Annotated in this window: 16 protein-coding genes; 1 reads left to right on the plus strand and 15 read right to left on the minus strand. The window is 68.7% G+C overall.

Annotated features, from left to right (window positions below; genetic code table 11):
* Nucleotides 1–110: 110 nt before the first annotated feature.
* From rimM to GNX95_RS26950, 7 genes are all read right to left on the minus strand, one after another.
* Complete coding sequence (gene rimM, locus GNX95_RS26920; RefSeq protein ID WP_163510347.1) at nt 111–614, minus strand: ribosome maturation factor RimM; 504 nt, start codon at nt 612–614, stop codon at nt 111–113.
* Nucleotides 615–618: 4 nt separating this feature from the next.
* Nucleotides 619–852: an RNA-binding protein gene (locus GNX95_RS43425; RefSeq protein ID WP_425483925.1), complete on the minus strand. Its 234-nt coding sequence runs from the start codon at nt 850–852 to the stop codon at nt 619–621.
* Between the two features lie 3 nt (nt 853–855).
* Entirely contained in the window at nt 856–1,302 is a 447-nt protein-coding gene (gene rpsP / locus GNX95_RS43430) for a 30S ribosomal protein S16 (protein ID WP_163510353.1), read from the minus strand.
* A gap of 119 nt (nt 1,303–1,421) precedes the next feature.
* Complete coding sequence (locus GNX95_RS26935) at nt 1,422–2,081, minus strand: ribonuclease FAU-1 family protein (protein ID WP_222853978.1); 660 nt, start codon at nt 2,079–2,081, stop codon at nt 1,422–1,424.
* Between the two features lie 12 nt (nt 2,082–2,093).
* Nucleotides 2,094–2,630 (minus strand): hypothetical protein, encoded by a 537-nt coding sequence (locus GNX95_RS26940; protein WP_163510356.1) that lies wholly within the window; start codon nt 2,628–2,630, stop codon nt 2,094–2,096.
* Complete coding sequence (locus GNX95_RS26945) at nt 2,623–3,414, minus strand: ParB N-terminal domain-containing protein (protein ID WP_187369708.1); 792 nt, start codon at nt 3,412–3,414, stop codon at nt 2,623–2,625. The genes GNX95_RS26940 and GNX95_RS26945 overlap by 8 nt, the downstream gene beginning before the upstream one ends.
* Nucleotides 3,415–3,436: 22 nt before the next feature.
* Complete coding sequence (locus tag GNX95_RS26950; RefSeq protein WP_163510358.1) at nt 3,437–4,231, minus strand: AraC family transcriptional regulator; 795 nt, start codon at nt 4,229–4,231, stop codon at nt 3,437–3,439.
* Between the two features lie 95 nt (nt 4,232–4,326).
* On the opposite strand from GNX95_RS26950, the gene GNX95_RS26955 reads away from it, so the two are divergent.
* Complete coding sequence (locus GNX95_RS26955) at nt 4,327–5,073, plus strand: phytanoyl-CoA dioxygenase family protein (protein WP_163510361.1); 747 nt, start codon at nt 4,327–4,329, stop codon at nt 5,071–5,073.
* Here GNX95_RS26955 and GNX95_RS26960 read toward each other — a convergent pair.
* The 8 genes from GNX95_RS26960 to GNX95_RS26995 form a co-directional block, all read right to left on the minus strand.
* The gene (locus GNX95_RS26960; RefSeq protein WP_163510364.1) at nt 5,070–5,705 is read right to left on the minus strand and encodes a ribonuclease FAU-1 family protein; all 636 of its coding nucleotides are present in this window, start codon (nt 5,703–5,705) and stop codon (nt 5,070–5,072) included. The genes GNX95_RS26955 and GNX95_RS26960 overlap by 4 nt on opposite strands.
* A 3-nt stretch (nt 5,706–5,708) precedes the next feature.
* Complete coding sequence (gene proS / locus GNX95_RS26965) at nt 5,709–7,121, minus strand: proline--tRNA ligase (protein WP_163510367.1); 1,413 nt, start codon at nt 7,119–7,121, stop codon at nt 5,709–5,711.
* Nucleotides 7,122–7,131: 10 nt separating this feature from the next.
* On the minus strand, nt 7,132–8,895 hold the full coding sequence (locus GNX95_RS26970) for a proline--tRNA ligase (protein WP_222854152.1): 1,764 nt from the start codon (nt 8,893–8,895) through the stop codon (nt 7,132–7,134).
* Between the two features lie 48 nt (nt 8,896–8,943).
* Nucleotides 8,944–9,336 (minus strand): VOC family protein, encoded by a 393-nt coding sequence (locus GNX95_RS26975; RefSeq protein WP_163510371.1) that lies wholly within the window; start codon nt 9,334–9,336, stop codon nt 8,944–8,946.
* An 82-nt stretch (nt 9,337–9,418) separates the two neighbouring features.
* Nucleotides 9,419–10,285, minus strand: a complete 867-nt coding sequence (locus GNX95_RS26980) for an AraC family transcriptional regulator (protein WP_163510374.1) — start codon at nt 10,283–10,285, stop codon at nt 9,419–9,421.
* Nucleotides 10,286–10,305: 20 nt separating this feature from the next.
* Nucleotides 10,306–11,379, minus strand: a complete 1,074-nt coding sequence (locus tag GNX95_RS26985; protein WP_163510376.1) for an amidohydrolase family protein — start codon at nt 11,377–11,379, stop codon at nt 10,306–10,308.
* Complete coding sequence (locus GNX95_RS26990; protein ID WP_163510379.1) at nt 11,379–12,176, minus strand: family 1 encapsulin nanocompartment shell protein; 798 nt, start codon at nt 12,174–12,176, stop codon at nt 11,379–11,381. The genes GNX95_RS26985 and GNX95_RS26990 overlap by 1 nt, the downstream gene beginning before the upstream one ends.
* The gene (locus GNX95_RS26995; RefSeq protein WP_163510381.1) at nt 12,173–13,153 is read right to left on the minus strand and encodes a Dyp-type peroxidase; all 981 of its coding nucleotides are present in this window, start codon (nt 13,151–13,153) and stop codon (nt 12,173–12,175) included. Before GNX95_RS26995 ends, GNX95_RS26990 begins: the two co-directional genes overlap by 4 nt.
* Nucleotides 13,154–13,229: the final 76 nt, after the last annotated feature.

Raw genomic sequence — 13,229 nt, forward strand, 5'->3', positions numbered from 1 at the left:
TGGCCGCGCGCGGTGACCGCCGCACGCATCGAATGCGCAAAGGAAGACCACTTTTGTCGCGGAAAGTGGGCCTACTTTGCACATTCGACTCAGAGCCCGTAGCGGGTGGTTCAGAGGTCGAAGAGGCCGGCTGGTGGGTCGATGGTGACCGTACGCGCGTCGACGGCGGTCACGATCGCCTTCACAAACGGCACCAAGTGAGTTCGGCCGTCGAGGCCGGTCAGGATCAGCAGGTCGCCGCCGGGGCCGTGGTCGACGGCGGTCACCGTGCCCAGTGGCGCGCCGGTGGGGTCGACGGCGGCGAGGTCGATCAGGTCGTGGTCGCGGAACTCGTCCGGATCGTCCAGCTCTGGCAGGTCGTCGGACTCCACGACGAGCAGGACGCCGCGGAGGCCCTCCGCGGCGTCCCGGTCGTCGACGTCCTTGAAGTGCAGCACCAGCCGGCCGCCGTGCCAGAACGCGTCCTCGACGGACAGCGGTCCGGCCGACTCGGGGTCGGTGGCCAGTACGGAGCCGAGCGCGAACCGGTCGTCCGGCTCGTCGGTGCGGACCTCGACGGTCACGTCACCGCGTACGCCGTGCGGACGACCGATCCGAGCGACGACCAGTTGCACAGTGTCAGTGCCGGTCGGTGTCGACCACGTCGACGCGTACGCCACGGCCGCCGACGCCGGTCATCACCTGGCGCAGCGCACGAGCCGTCCGGCCGCCGCGGCCGATCACCTTGCCGAGGTCGTCGGGGTGGACGCGCAGCTGCAGCGTCGAGCCGCGGCGACCGTTGACGACACCGACGCTCACCTCGTCGGGATGGTCGACGATCCCGCGTACGAGGTGCTCGAGTGCTTCTTCCAGCACTTAGGACTCCGAGGCGGCGGGCTCAGCGGCCTTCTCGTCAGCCTTGGCGTCGGCCTTCTTGGCCGCCTTCTTCTTCGGTGTGGTGGCCGCGCCCTTGCCGTCGGCGTTCTTGTCCGACTCGGCGAACACGGCACCGATCTCCGGACGCGGGGCCTTCGGCTCGGCGACCTTCAGCGGAGCCGGCGCCGGCTCGCCCTTGAACTTCTGCCAGTCGCCGGTCAGCTTCAGGATCGCGGTGACCGCCGCGGTCGGCTGCGCGCCGACGCCCAGCCAGTACTGCGCGCGGTCGGAGTTGACCTGGATGAAGGAGGGCTCCTCCTTCGGGTGGTACAGGCCGATCGCCTCGATCGCGCGGCCGTCGCGCTTGGTGCGCGCGTCGGCGACGACGATGCGGTAGTGCGGCGAGCGCATCTTGCCGAGGCGCATCAGCTTGATCTTGGTAGCCACGGGTGTGGTGTCTCCTACGACTGTCGAGAGCTGGTGGGCCGCGCCGGCACATGTGGGGACCTGGCCTGCGCACCCGGTGGACCCGGCCACGGCGGTTGAGAGGGTCCGCGCGGTCAGGTTCAGCGGTCCATTGTGCCAGATCCGCTGACCAGCAGCGCCGCCGGCCTGTCCCAGCCGGCCGGCAGCGACGGTACGGGCCAGGACGGGTCCGGCCGGAAGTCGGTCCAGGTGCCGTCGTACGGCCACCGGCCGGCCTCGGCGTCCTCGATCGCGGCCTGCGCCTCGACCCGCGCGCGCTCGGCCCAGGCGGCGCTGACCTGGCCCACCTCGTACGCGGCCGCAGCCTCGTCCTCGTCCTTGAGCTGCCAGCTCCGGTCCGGCGCCACGACGACGTCGAGTTCCAGGTCGTCGGTGTCAAAGCCGGCGGCGTCACCGTCGTCCCAGCGCACGTACGGCGTCTCGGTGTTGACGTACCAGTTGCGAAACGAGCCGTCCGGCGTGAAGAACCAGTGGACCGAGTGCCAGGTGTCCGGCCGCATCAGGATCAGCGTGCTGGTCCCCCGCCAATGGTCGTCGACCGTGTGCCACGGCTCGCGAAAGCGCTGCTCAAGTGGCACGTCCCTGACCTCGCGGCCGTCGGCGTAGCGGGGAAACCGCACCGGAGTCCCGTGCGCGAGCCACAGCACCGTACGGTCCGGCGTGTCCTCGACGACCGTGCATGGCCGTACACCTCTGAGCTCGCCATCGCGGTGATAGCGCACAAGCATCGTCTGCGGCATGCGACCAGTCTTTCAACCGACCGGTACGCGCCTGCCGGACAGCTCGTACAACCGCGCCAGCAGTCCCTCCGGATCGACACCGGCCGGCACCGGCAGGACAGCCGCGCCACGCTGCCGGATCATCAGCGCCAGCGGCCCGTCCCACGGCCAGCGCGAGTCGGTGTCGAAGGCCACATAACGTACGCGCGCGCGGAGATACGGGCGGATGTGCCGCACCGATTCCCACGGCACGAAGACCGCCTTCGCGGAGAAGACCGTGCGCCTCAGCCACAGGCCGCTGTCGTCGGCGGCGAGCATCGGCCCGCGCATCGCCAGCCGCAGCCAGCACCAGGTGAAAGCCAGCGCGACGGCGACGCACACCACGGACACGATCGACCATGGCGTGCCGACCCCCCGGCCGGCGAGCAGATCGGCGAAGCGCGGCAGCGAGTTGAGGATCCACACCGCGAGCACCAGGACCGCGATGGCGAGCAGGATCGCCAGCTGGCCGCGATGTGGTCGTACGACCAGCGATGCCGACTCCGGGATCCGCCTCACCCCGTCAGTCAACCAGCTCCGCGGTCACGTCGGGCGTCCAGTCGAGCTGGCCGAGCCGGTCGCGGGTCGCCAGCGCGCTCACGTACGCCTGCACGTCACGCAGCGGCAGAGCCGCGCCTTCGGTCCGCAGCCGGGAGATCACCGGCATGACCTCCTCGTCCCACCACTGGCTCGCCATCCGATCGCGGTCGGTCAACCGCCGGCCGGCCAACATCGACCGATAGGCCCAGGCCTCGGCCGCGTCGGCCAGCCGCATCCACTCCTCCGGAGCGTCGAGCCACAAGTCGGTGCGTACGGCGTCCGGCAGTGGCACGCGCTCCAGGAACAGCCGCTCCGCCGCCTTGTTCTCCAGGTGCGCGAGCGTCAGGCAGGCCATCGCGTACGCGGTCGTGCAGATCCACTGGACGCGCGCGGCGATCGTCGGCCGTCCCAACGCGCGCGACACTGACACGCGGTGGTGGCCGTCGCGGACGAAGTACATGTCGCCGAGGCGTACGAGGTCGACCGGCGGGAAATCGGAACCCGACTGTGCGGCTCGCGCCAGCGACTGCCAACGGTCGGCGAGCGCCGGGTTGAGCAGCCGGAAGCCGCGGTCGAAATCGCACGAGCGGCTGACCGTGCCGACCACCTGGTCGACCGGCACCTCGCAGCGCCCGACCTCGGTGACACCTTGCCTGCCGAGCGCCGCGACGGCGTCCTCCAGCGTCATGATGGCGTCCGGATTGTCGGCCCGGTCGCCAAGCGCCAGCCGCACCTTCGCCAGCACGGCCTTCAGCCGCACGTCGTAGTAGCCCATGACACAACAACAGATGCCGCGTTCACGATCTTCCCGTGCGGTAGTCGCGGGGTGGGACGCCGAAGTGCGCGCGGAAGCGTTTGGACAGGTGGAACTCGTCGGTGAAGCCGAGCGTACGAGCGATCTCGCGCAGCGTCATGTCGGTGAGCCGCAGCAGCGTCGCCGCGGCCTGCAGGCGGCGGCCGTTACGGAATGCGAGTGGTGGCTGGCCGACCTCGGCGACGAAGCGGCGGCGGAAGACGTCGTACGGCAGGCCGACCTCGGCAGCGATGACGCGCAGGTCGACGGCGCCCGCGAGATCCTCCGCGAGCCGTTCCGTGGCGGTGGCGACGGCCGGACTCAGGCCGCCGTCGTCCGGCGCGGTCGCGTCGAGCAGCCAGTCGGCCAGCGCCATCAGCTGATGTTCGGCGGCCAGCGGCGAGCGTGGACTAGCCCGCAGGACCGTACGCAGCGCGCTCGGCGACGGCGTGGCGCGCGGCTGCCGTGGTCCTGACCTGCCGACGATGCCGGCCAGCGTGTCGAAAAGCGGACCGGTGACGACGGCGAACAGCTCCGACCATCGCTGTCCTGGCGCCGTGCCATACCAGTGCGGCTCGCCGGGCAGGACGATCGTGACCGAGCCGGCGACGATCGGGTCGACCTGACCGTCGGCATACCGATAGCGACCGCGGCCATCGGTCACGAACGACAGGATGTACGCGTCCATCACCCGAAGCGGCGCCGGCACCCACGGCTCGTCGTCGTCGACCTCACCGGCCAGCACCAGCTGTCCGATCCGGGTCGGCGGCACATCGGAGGCGAGGATCCGGGTGTCCATCCGCCAAAACGTACATGGATCCGCCACCGTCGCCATTCCTGATCGCGCGGCGTTTTCCTAGCATCGACACCGGCTGAGTGGATGGAGGCGGAAAGATGGCGGTCACGGCCGAGATGTGCGAGCAGTACGCGAACGAAGGCTATTTCGTGCTGGAGCGCGCGCTCGACGACGAACAATTGGAGCTGCTGCGCGGCGGCGCGCAATATTCGATCGAGAAGATCGAGCGACAGATGGACGAGGCCGGAGTCGACCGGCTCAACATCAACGCGCGCGGCAAACGCTATTTCAGCCACATGATCTATCAGGACCGACCGGAGCTGCGGCGGTTTCTGTTCGGCGAGACGATGGCGCAGATCTGCCGCGCGACCCTCGGCGAGGAGGCATACCTTTTCTGGGAACAGTACGTCATCAAGGCCGGTGACCCGGACACTTCCTTTGCCTGGCACCAAGATTCGGGATACGTGCACGAAAACCACCGGCCGTATCTGACCTGTTGGATCGCTCTGGACGACGTGACCGAGGAAAACGGCTCCGTCTATCTCTTGCCATACTCACGATCCGGCATCCGGTCGTACGTGAAACACATCCCCGATCCGGTGGTCAACGACAAGGTCTGCTATTTCGGCTCCGATCCGGGGATCCCGGTCGTCGTGCCGGCCGGTTCGATCGCGGTTTTCTCCAGCGTGGTGATCCACCGCAGCGGCCCCAACCTCACCGACCAGCTGCGCCGTGTCTATCTGGCGCAGTATTCCGGTGAGGTCATCAGGAAGCAGGACGGCGTGCAGCCGTGGGGGTCGTACGAGCAGTTCCTCTCCGGCGGAAAGATGGTCGCCGGCATTTAGGCGGCGTGCCAGGACGGAGGAAGCGTGGGCAGCGGCCAGGACGGGTCCGGCCGGAAGTCGGTCCAACGGCCGTCGAACGGCGGCGCGCCCGCCTCGGCCAGCGCGATCAACCGCTCGCCGGCGGCACGGATGTGCACAGCGCTGGAGGCGTCCCAGTAACCGGGCAGGCCGGTGAGGTCGGCGAACTCGTCCTCGTCCTTCCACGACCACGTCCGGTCCGGCTCGAACCAGATGTCCAGCGCGTTGTCCGCGGTGTCGACGTATTGCACGCCGTCGACCACCTGCCGCACGTGCCGCTCCTCCAGGTTGCCGTACCAACCGGCGAAACCGCCGTCGGCGCGGAAAAACCACCACACCGACCAGTCCTCGGCCGGCGGGATCAGCATCAGGATGCCGGTGCCTCTCCATCGCCGCGGCCGCAATGACCGCGGCAACGACGCGGCCGCCACCACCCCGACATCACGTACGGACCGGCCGTCGGCGAGCTGACCGCGTACGACCGGAGTGCCACCGGCCAGCCAGAGCAGCAGACCGGTGGCATCCTCCGTGACGATCGTGGTCGGCAGCGCCGCATGCGGCTCACCGGCACGAAAATGCCGTACGACGACCTGACTTCCCGACTGCCAGGCCACGGTCTAGTACGACCGGCCGACCCACGCGGTCAGGCCTGACTCGTCAGGACTTTCCGGCACGCTGCCGTCCGCACGGGTCAGCACGCGTACGCTCACCGCGTCCTTGGCCAGCTCCGCCTCGCCTTCGACGCCGAGCACGTCCCACGGGATGCGAGCCCAGCCGGTCTTGGCCGCCTCGACGGCATCGCCGAGCGTCTTCACGTCCACAGTGGAGGATTCGCGGCGCTCCAACGCCTCCGAATACAAGGCGTCCTGGTCCTCGGTCAGCGCCGCCTTGGCGCCCTCGACCGCGGCGGACAGCGCGATCGGCGTCTTGGTGCCCGGCACGCGCCGCACCAGCGTCACTTTCTGCTCGGCGAGGTCGCGAGGACCGACCTCGATCCGCACCGGGATGCCTTTCAGCTCCGCGTCGACCGCGCGCCGGCCGAACGGCGTGTCGACCCGGTCGTCGAGCGCGGCGCGCACGCCTTCGCGGCGCAGGTCGTCGACCAGGCCCTCGGCGGCCGCGGCGACACCGTCACCGGCCTTGACGACGGTGACCAGCACCTGCGTCGGCGCGAGCCGCGGCGGCACGCGCAGGCCGTTGTCGTCACCGTGCGCCATCACGAGTGCGCCGATCATCCGCGTGGTCGAGCCCCACGAGGTCGTCCACGCGTGCTCGCGCGAGCCGCTGTCGGAGGTGAACTCGATGCCGAAAGCGCGCGCGAAGTTCTGGCCGAGCTCGTGGCTGGTCCCCATCTGCAGCGCCTTGCCGTCGCGCATCATCGACTCGAGCGTCATCGTGTTGATCGCGCCGGCGAAGCGCTCCTTGGCGGTCTTGCAGCCGGGCACCACCGGAATGGCCAGCACACCGGTCATCAGGTCCTGATACGCGTGGTGCAGGATCCGCCGCGCGTACGCCGCCGCGTCGGCCTTCGTCGCGTGCGCGGTGTGACCTTCCTGCCACAGGAATTCGGTCGTACGAAGGAAAACCCGCGGCCGCAGCTCCCAGCGCACCACGTTGGCCCACTGGTTGAGCAGCAGCGGCAGGTCGCGATAGCTCTGCACCCACTTGGCCATGAACTCGCCGATGACCGTCTCGGAGGTCGGCCGTACGACGATCGGCTCGTCCAGCTCCTTGCCGCCGGCGTGCGTGACGACGGCCAGCTCCGGCGAGAAGCCCTCGACGTGCTCGGCCTCGCGGGACAGATAGGACTGCGGGATGAACAGCGGGAAGTACGCGTTTTCCGCGCCGGCCGCCTTGATCCGGTCGTCCATCTCGCGCTGCACGCGTTCCCACAGCGCATACCCGGTCGGTCGGATCACCATGGTGCCGCGGACCGGGCCGTTGTCGGCCAGCTCGGCCTTGGCAACGACGTCCTGATACCACCGAGGAAAGTCCTCGGCCTGCGGGGTGAGCACTCCGGGTTTGGCCATGCGGCGAATTCTAGTGAACCGGGTTTGGCCGCCTACACACCGCAGTCAGGTGAGCGACGACCTCACCCAGTGGCACGTCCTCGCGGTCGCCGCTGGCGCGGTCGGTGACCTCGATCGTGCCGTTGGACAGGCCGCGTCCGACAACGGCGATGGTCGGCACGCCGATCAGCTCGGCGTCGTTGAGCTTCACGCCGGGACTGATCCGCCGTCGGTCGTCGAACAAGACGCGCAGGCCGGCGTTTTCCAGGTCTTTGGCCAGTGTCTCGGCGGTCTCGAAGACGGCGTCGTCCTTGCCGGTGGCGACCAGGTGGATGTCGGCCGGCGCGATCTCGCGCGGCCAGCACAGGCCGGCGCCGTCGTGGCTCGACTCGGCGATCGCCGCGACCGCGCGGGAAACGCCGATGCCGTACGACCCCATCGTGACGGTGACGCGTTTTCCGTTCTCGTCCAACACCGACAGGCCCAGCGCCTCGGCGTATTTGCGGCCCAGCTGGAAAATGTGGCCGATCTCGATGCCGCGCTGCAGGCTGAGCGGACCGGAGCCGTCCGGCGCCGGGTCACCGTCGCGCAGCTCGGCCGCCTCGACGGTGCCGTCCGGGGTGAAATCGCGGCCACAGACCAGATCGAAGACGTGCCGGCCGGCCTGGTTGGCGCCGGTCAGCCAGCGCGTACCGGCGACGACCCGCGGATCGACCAGATAGCGGATGCCGGTCACCGACTCCGCGCCGAGCGCCTGCGGGCCGATGTAGCCGCGGACGAGTGCCGGATGCGCGGCGAAATCGGTGTCGGCGAAGACATCGACTGTCGCCGGCTCCAGCTGTGCCTCGAGCCTTTTCAGGTCGACCTCGCGGTCACCCGGCACGCCGACCACCAGCGGTTCGCGCTTCCCGTCCGGATGGGTCAGCATCACCACGACGTTCTTGAGCGTGTCGGCCGCGGTCCATTTGCCGTTCTCACGCGGAAACTTCTCGTTGGCCAGCGCCACCAGCGACTCGATCGTCGGCGTGTCCGGCGTGTCCTCGACATGTGCCGCCGGCGCGTCGTCGTACGGGATCGGCTCAGGCGCAGGCGTACGCACCGCCTCGGCATTGGCCGCGTAACCGCCAGGCGAGCGTACGAACGTGTCCTCGCCCACCGGCACCGGACACAGGAACTCCTCGCTGCGCGAGCCACCCATCGCGCCGGACATCGCCGACACGATCACGTATTCCAGCCCCAGCCGGTCAAACGTCCTGATGTAGGCGCGGCGGTGGTTTTCGTACGACCGCTCCAAACCGGCGTCGTCGATGTCGAAGGAATACGAGTCCTTCATGACGAACTCGCGGCAACGCAACAGGCCGGCGCGCGGCCTGGCCTCGTCGCGATATTTGGTCTGGATCTGATAGATCGACAGCGGCAGGTCCTTGTACGAGGAACACAGGTCCTTCACCATCAGGGTGAACATTTCCTCGTGCGTCGGGCCGAGCAGATAGTCGGCCTGTTTGCGGTCCTTCAGCCGGAAAAGCGTGTCGCCGTACTCGGTCCACCGGCCGGTCACCTCGTACGGCTCGCGCGGCAGCAGCGCCGGAAAGTGCACCTCCTGGCAGCCGGCCGCGTCCATCTCCTCGCGGACGACCCGCTCGACGTTGCGATAGACCAGATAGCCCAGCGGCAGCCAGCTGTAGACACCCGGCGCGGCCCGGCGGATGTAGCCGGCCCGCACCATCAGCCGGTGGCTGGGGACCTCGGCGTCGGCCGGGTCGTCGCGCAACGTCTTCACCAGGAGCGTGGACATCCGAATCAACACCACGGCAGGGTAACCGGCGCGGCCGCCGGCGCTCGCTCAGGCCTCCGCGAGAGCCGTCTGGTAAGTCCCGAAACTCCAGATATTGCCTTCGAAATCCTTGGCCACGTACTCGCGCGAGCCATAGTCCTGGTCGGTGAGGCCGCGCACGATCACCGCGCCGGCCGCCTTGGCGCGGTCGTGATGCGCGTCCGGATCGGCGACGACCACATAGACCGAGGCCGCGCCGGCCGGTGTCGCCAGCGACTCGTCACCGCAGTCCTGGCCAAACATCACCAGGCCGTTTCCGTACGCGAGCTCCGCATGGACGATCGCGCCGTCGTCGTCCTGGTAAACACCCTTGGCTTGGAAACCGAACGCCTCGCACAGCCATTCCACCGCTTTCTGCGGGTCCTTGTATCGCAGCGTCGGAAAAATCGTCGCGAGCGCCATTGCCGTCCTCCTCGGGTCGCGGTTGTACGTCCTGAGTCTGCGCGACCGCGACCGACGGCTATTGCAAAAATCTGACCCGCTCTCAGACGTGCTGTGCGTCGAGTTCCATGTCGAGCTGCGGCCAGACGCTGTCCAGATAGGTCCCCGGCGTACAGCCGCCGAGCGCGCGGAAGTCTCGGACCATGTGCGCCTGGTCGTAGTAGCCGCACTCGGCGGCGAGCGCGGCCATGCCGTGCGGATAGCCGCTGGCCAGCATCCGCGTCGCGCGGTGGAAACGCAGGATGCGGCCGACCAGCTTCGGGGTGACGCCGACGCGCTCGCGGAACAGCGAGATGAGGTGCCGGTGGCTGTAGTCGGACTCGGCGACCACGCGGTCGATGTCGACCCGGCCCTGCGAGGCGGTCAGCAGGTCCCAGGCCCGCAGTACGCCGTCGGCGCGCATCGGATCCCGCTCGAAAGCCCTGGTCAGGCGGTCGGTGAGGAGCCGGTCGACGAGGTCGAAGCGGCTGGTCCAGTCGGGCTCCTCGGGCAGCCGCGCGGCCAGCTCCCTGAGCTCCAGGTCGCCGAGCTCGTCGAAGTCGATCATCCGGTCGGCGACCTCGTGCATCGGGATGCCGAGCAGCAGGTAGGCACCGATCGGCCGGAAGTCGAGCTGGAAACCGCCGGTGGCGCCGTCGTACGCGGTGCCGGCCCAGGTGCGGCGAAGGCCGGCCAGCAGCGACTGGTAACGCCGGGTGCCGGGCTGCAGCGGGTCGTCGATGATCAGCGGAGCCGCGAAGTTGATCACCACGACCACGTCGGCGTTGGGCATCACCCGCGGGTGGATCTGTGCCGCCGGTGAGTTCCAGCCGGAGTATCGGCGCAGGTAAGGCCGCAGCGCTGGCGGTGGCACACGGGTCACCAGCTCGGTGTCGTCACCACCGAGCACCTGCAGGTCCGGCCGTTCCATGCCTCCACCGTACGTCCTGGTTACCGGATGACGCGGCCGCGCAGGATCATGCGTGCGGGCTTGGCGAGCGTACGCAGGTCGCGGCGCGGGTCTTCGGCGTAGACGACCAGGTCGGCGAGGCCGCCCTCGACCAGACCGGACAGGCCGAGCCAGTCGCGGGCCTTCCACGACCCGGCCGCCAGGGCGTCCACTGTGGACATTCCGGCCTGGTGGAGTCGTACGATTTCCCGCGCGATCAACCCGTGGTCGATGCCGCCACCGGCGTCCGTGCCGGCGAAAATCGGCACGCCGGCCTCGTGCGCCGCCGCGACCACGCTCGGGAAACCGGCCATCAGCCGCCGCATGTGGTCGGCGTACGTGGGGAACTTGGCCTGCGCTTTCTCCGCGATGCCACCGAAAGTCTCGATGTTGATCATGGTCGGCACCAGCGCGGTGCCGGCTTTTGCCATGATGTCCAACAGATCCGGCGACAGGCCCGTACCATGCTCGATGCAGTCCAGGCCAGCGGCCAACAAATCCGGCAGCGCGTCCTCACTGAACGTGTGCACGGTGATTCTGGCGCCGTTGTCGTGCGCGGCTTTTACCGCCGCTGTCAACGATTCGCGGTCGTAGTTGGTGCCGAGATCGCCGGCCGCGCGATCGATCCAGTCCCCCACCAGCTTCACCCAGCCGTTGCCGGCCTTGGCCTGCTCGGCGACCGCCGCCGCCAACTCCGGTCCGGCCGCGTCGACCGCGATGTTGGGCAGATAGCGCTTCGGCGGCGCGATGTGCCTGCCGGCGCGCAGAAGTCGCGGCATCTCCGGCTCGTCGTCCAGCTCCGCGTACGGCGTCGGCGAGCCGGCGTCGCGGATCGTCAGCACACCGGTGGCGCGGTCGACCATCGCCAGCTCGCGCGCCTGCTCGACGGTCGCCGCGACACCAGGCGGCACGAGGCCGAGGTGGCAATGCGCGTCGACCAGACCCGGGACGGCCCAGCCGGACCGTACGACCGTCTCGGCGCCCGCCACCGGCTCGTAGGTCAGCCGGTCGCCGACAACGTAAATGTCGCGCTCGACCTCGTCCGGCAGCGCGACGGCCCGTACGTGCAGCGCCATCAGGCCGTGACGGCGACGCCGGCCTCGGCGGTGTGCACGAGGAAAGTCAGCGTTTCGTGGAAATAGAGGTCCACAGCGGACACGTCGTGGCTGAGATAGCCGATCGACAGGTCCTGGCCGAAGTACAGCTCGAAATCGCCGCCACGACAGGAAACCAGGCACGCGCCTTCGATCGCCGGCGTCCAGATGATGTCGCCGGAGACGATCTGGTTGAGGTGGTCGATCACCGGATATCCGTGGTCGGCCGCCTCGATCGCCGCCGTGTACGCGGTCGCGCTGAGCAAGAGACTGTAAGGCCCTTCGACACCTTGCGAACGCAGCCTGTTCAGTGCGTCACCGACCGCGTTGGGATAATCGCGCGCCTCGGTCGGCAGCGCGATGGAGTCCACAGTGGACGCCGGCCGGATGCCTTCGATGCCGGCGTCGGAAAAGCCGTCGAACACCAAGCGATCCTCGGCGTACGCGATGGTCTGCGCGGCGTCCTTCACCGGCTGCCAGTCGGAATCCTTGGCGCCACGCTCGACGTCGTCGACCGCGTCGCGCGTCACCGTGAACGGCACGCGCAGCTCGACGATCGGCTGAGCCGTGCGTACGCGTGCCTGCACACCACTCGCCGGCGCGGCGATGGCCTTGAGATGACCGGTGCCGACCGCGGACAGCGACGCCTCACCGGTGACGGTCACGTCGACGATCCGGCGCGCCGAGGCGTACGTGGCGAACGTACGCTTGGCCTCCTCCTCGATCTCCGACCAGGCGGCGGCCGAGATCGGAGCGAGTTCACGGTGCAGGTTGTTCATGGCTGGCTCCTTCGCAGGCTGCCGATTCCCAGTGACTCCGGCTGGGTTTCCGGCTGGTTGTCGAGGAATTCCGCGGTCGGCACGTAGAAAAGGGTGCCGGTGACCGGGGTGGAGAAATCGAGGATGCGGTCGTAGTTTCCCGGTGGGGAGCCGACGAACATGTTTTCCAGCATCCGCTCGGTGACGCTCGGAGTTTTGGCGTATCCGATGAAATAGGTGCCGAACTCGCCGTACGCCGGACGACCGAACGGCATGTTGTCGCGCAGGATCTCGCGTTCCGTACCGTCCGGCTCGGTGATCGTGTTGAGCGCGACGTGCGAGTTGCTCGGCTTTTCCTCGTCGGACAGCTCGATGTCGGAGAGCTTGCGGCGGCCGATGACCATTTCCTGGTCCTCCGTGGACAACGCGTTCCACGCGGTCATGTCGTGCAGATATTTCTGTACGATCACATAACTTCCGCCGTCGTCGGCCAGGACCGCGTCAGACGCGTCCGGACCCGTCGGGTTTTCCGTACCATCGACGAAACCCAGCACGTCACGCGCGTCGAAATAGCGGAAGCCCTGGGTCTCGTCGGCGACCGTGACCGCGCCGGCGAGCCGCACCATCAGCTGCGTCTCCAGCTCGAAGCACAGATCCATCCGCTCGGCGCGGAGGTGGAAGAGCAGGTCACCTTTGGTCGTCACCGACTTGTGCTGGTCGCCGGCGAACACCGGCAGCTCGTGCAACTCGGGCGGCTTGGGTCGGCCGTACAACCGGTCCCAGGCTCGCGACCCGATGCCCGCGACGCACGACAGGCCGCCGTCCAGCGACCGGAAGCCGACCGCCTTGACCAGGCCGGACAGATCGGCGAGCAGGCCGCGTACGGTGTCCTCGCCGCCGGCGTCGACCGTCACGACCAGGAAGATCGCGGCCCTGGTCAGCGGCCCCAGCACCGCCTGCGGCCGCGGCGGCACCTCAGCCGACCCCGCCGAAGTCACCACACCATCCCCATACCACACCCGTCCTTCTCCGGCCGTCGCTCATCCACACACCACCCCTCATCCTGCAGCCTCC

This window comes from Fodinicola acaciae, assembly GCF_010993745.1.
GTDB lineage: Bacteria > Actinomycetota > Actinomycetes > Mycobacteriales > HKI-0501 > Fodinicola > Fodinicola acaciae.

Coding starts and splice junctions, on each gene's coding strand:
- GNX95_RS26935 (WP_222853978.1), bottom strand. CDS start 2,081: ATGCCGCAGACGATGCTTGTGCGCTATCACCGCGATGGCGAGCTCAGA.
- GNX95_RS26945 (WP_187369708.1), bottom strand. CDS start 3,414: ATGGGCTACTACGACGTGCGGCTGAAGGCCGTGCTGGCGAAGGTGCGG.
- GNX95_RS26950 (WP_163510358.1), bottom strand. CDS start 4,231: ATGGACACCCGGATCCTCGCCTCCGATGTGCCGCCGACCCGGATCGGA.
- GNX95_RS26955 (WP_163510361.1), top strand. CDS start 4,327: ATGGCGGTCACGGCCGAGATGTGCGAGCAGTACGCGAACGAAGGCTAT.
- proS (WP_163510367.1), bottom strand. CDS start 7,121: ATGGCCAAACCCGGAGTGCTCACCCCGCAGGCCGAGGACTTTCCTCGG.
- GNX95_RS26970 (WP_222854152.1), bottom strand. CDS start 8,895: ATGTCCACGCTCCTGGTGAAGACGTTGCGCGACGACCCGGCCGACGCC.
- GNX95_RS26975 (WP_163510371.1), bottom strand. CDS start 9,336: ATGGCGCTCGCGACGATTTTTCCGACGCTGCGATACAAGGACCCGCAG.
- GNX95_RS26980 (WP_163510374.1), bottom strand. CDS start 10,285: ATGGAACGGCCGGACCTGCAGGTGCTCGGTGGTGACGACACCGAGCTG.
- GNX95_RS26985 (WP_163510376.1), bottom strand. CDS start 11,379: ATGGCGCTGCACGTACGGGCCGTCGCGCTGCCGGACGAGGTCGAGCGC.
- GNX95_RS26990 (WP_163510379.1), bottom strand. CDS start 12,176: ATGAACAACCTGCACCGTGAACTCGCTCCGATCTCGGCCGCCGCCTGG.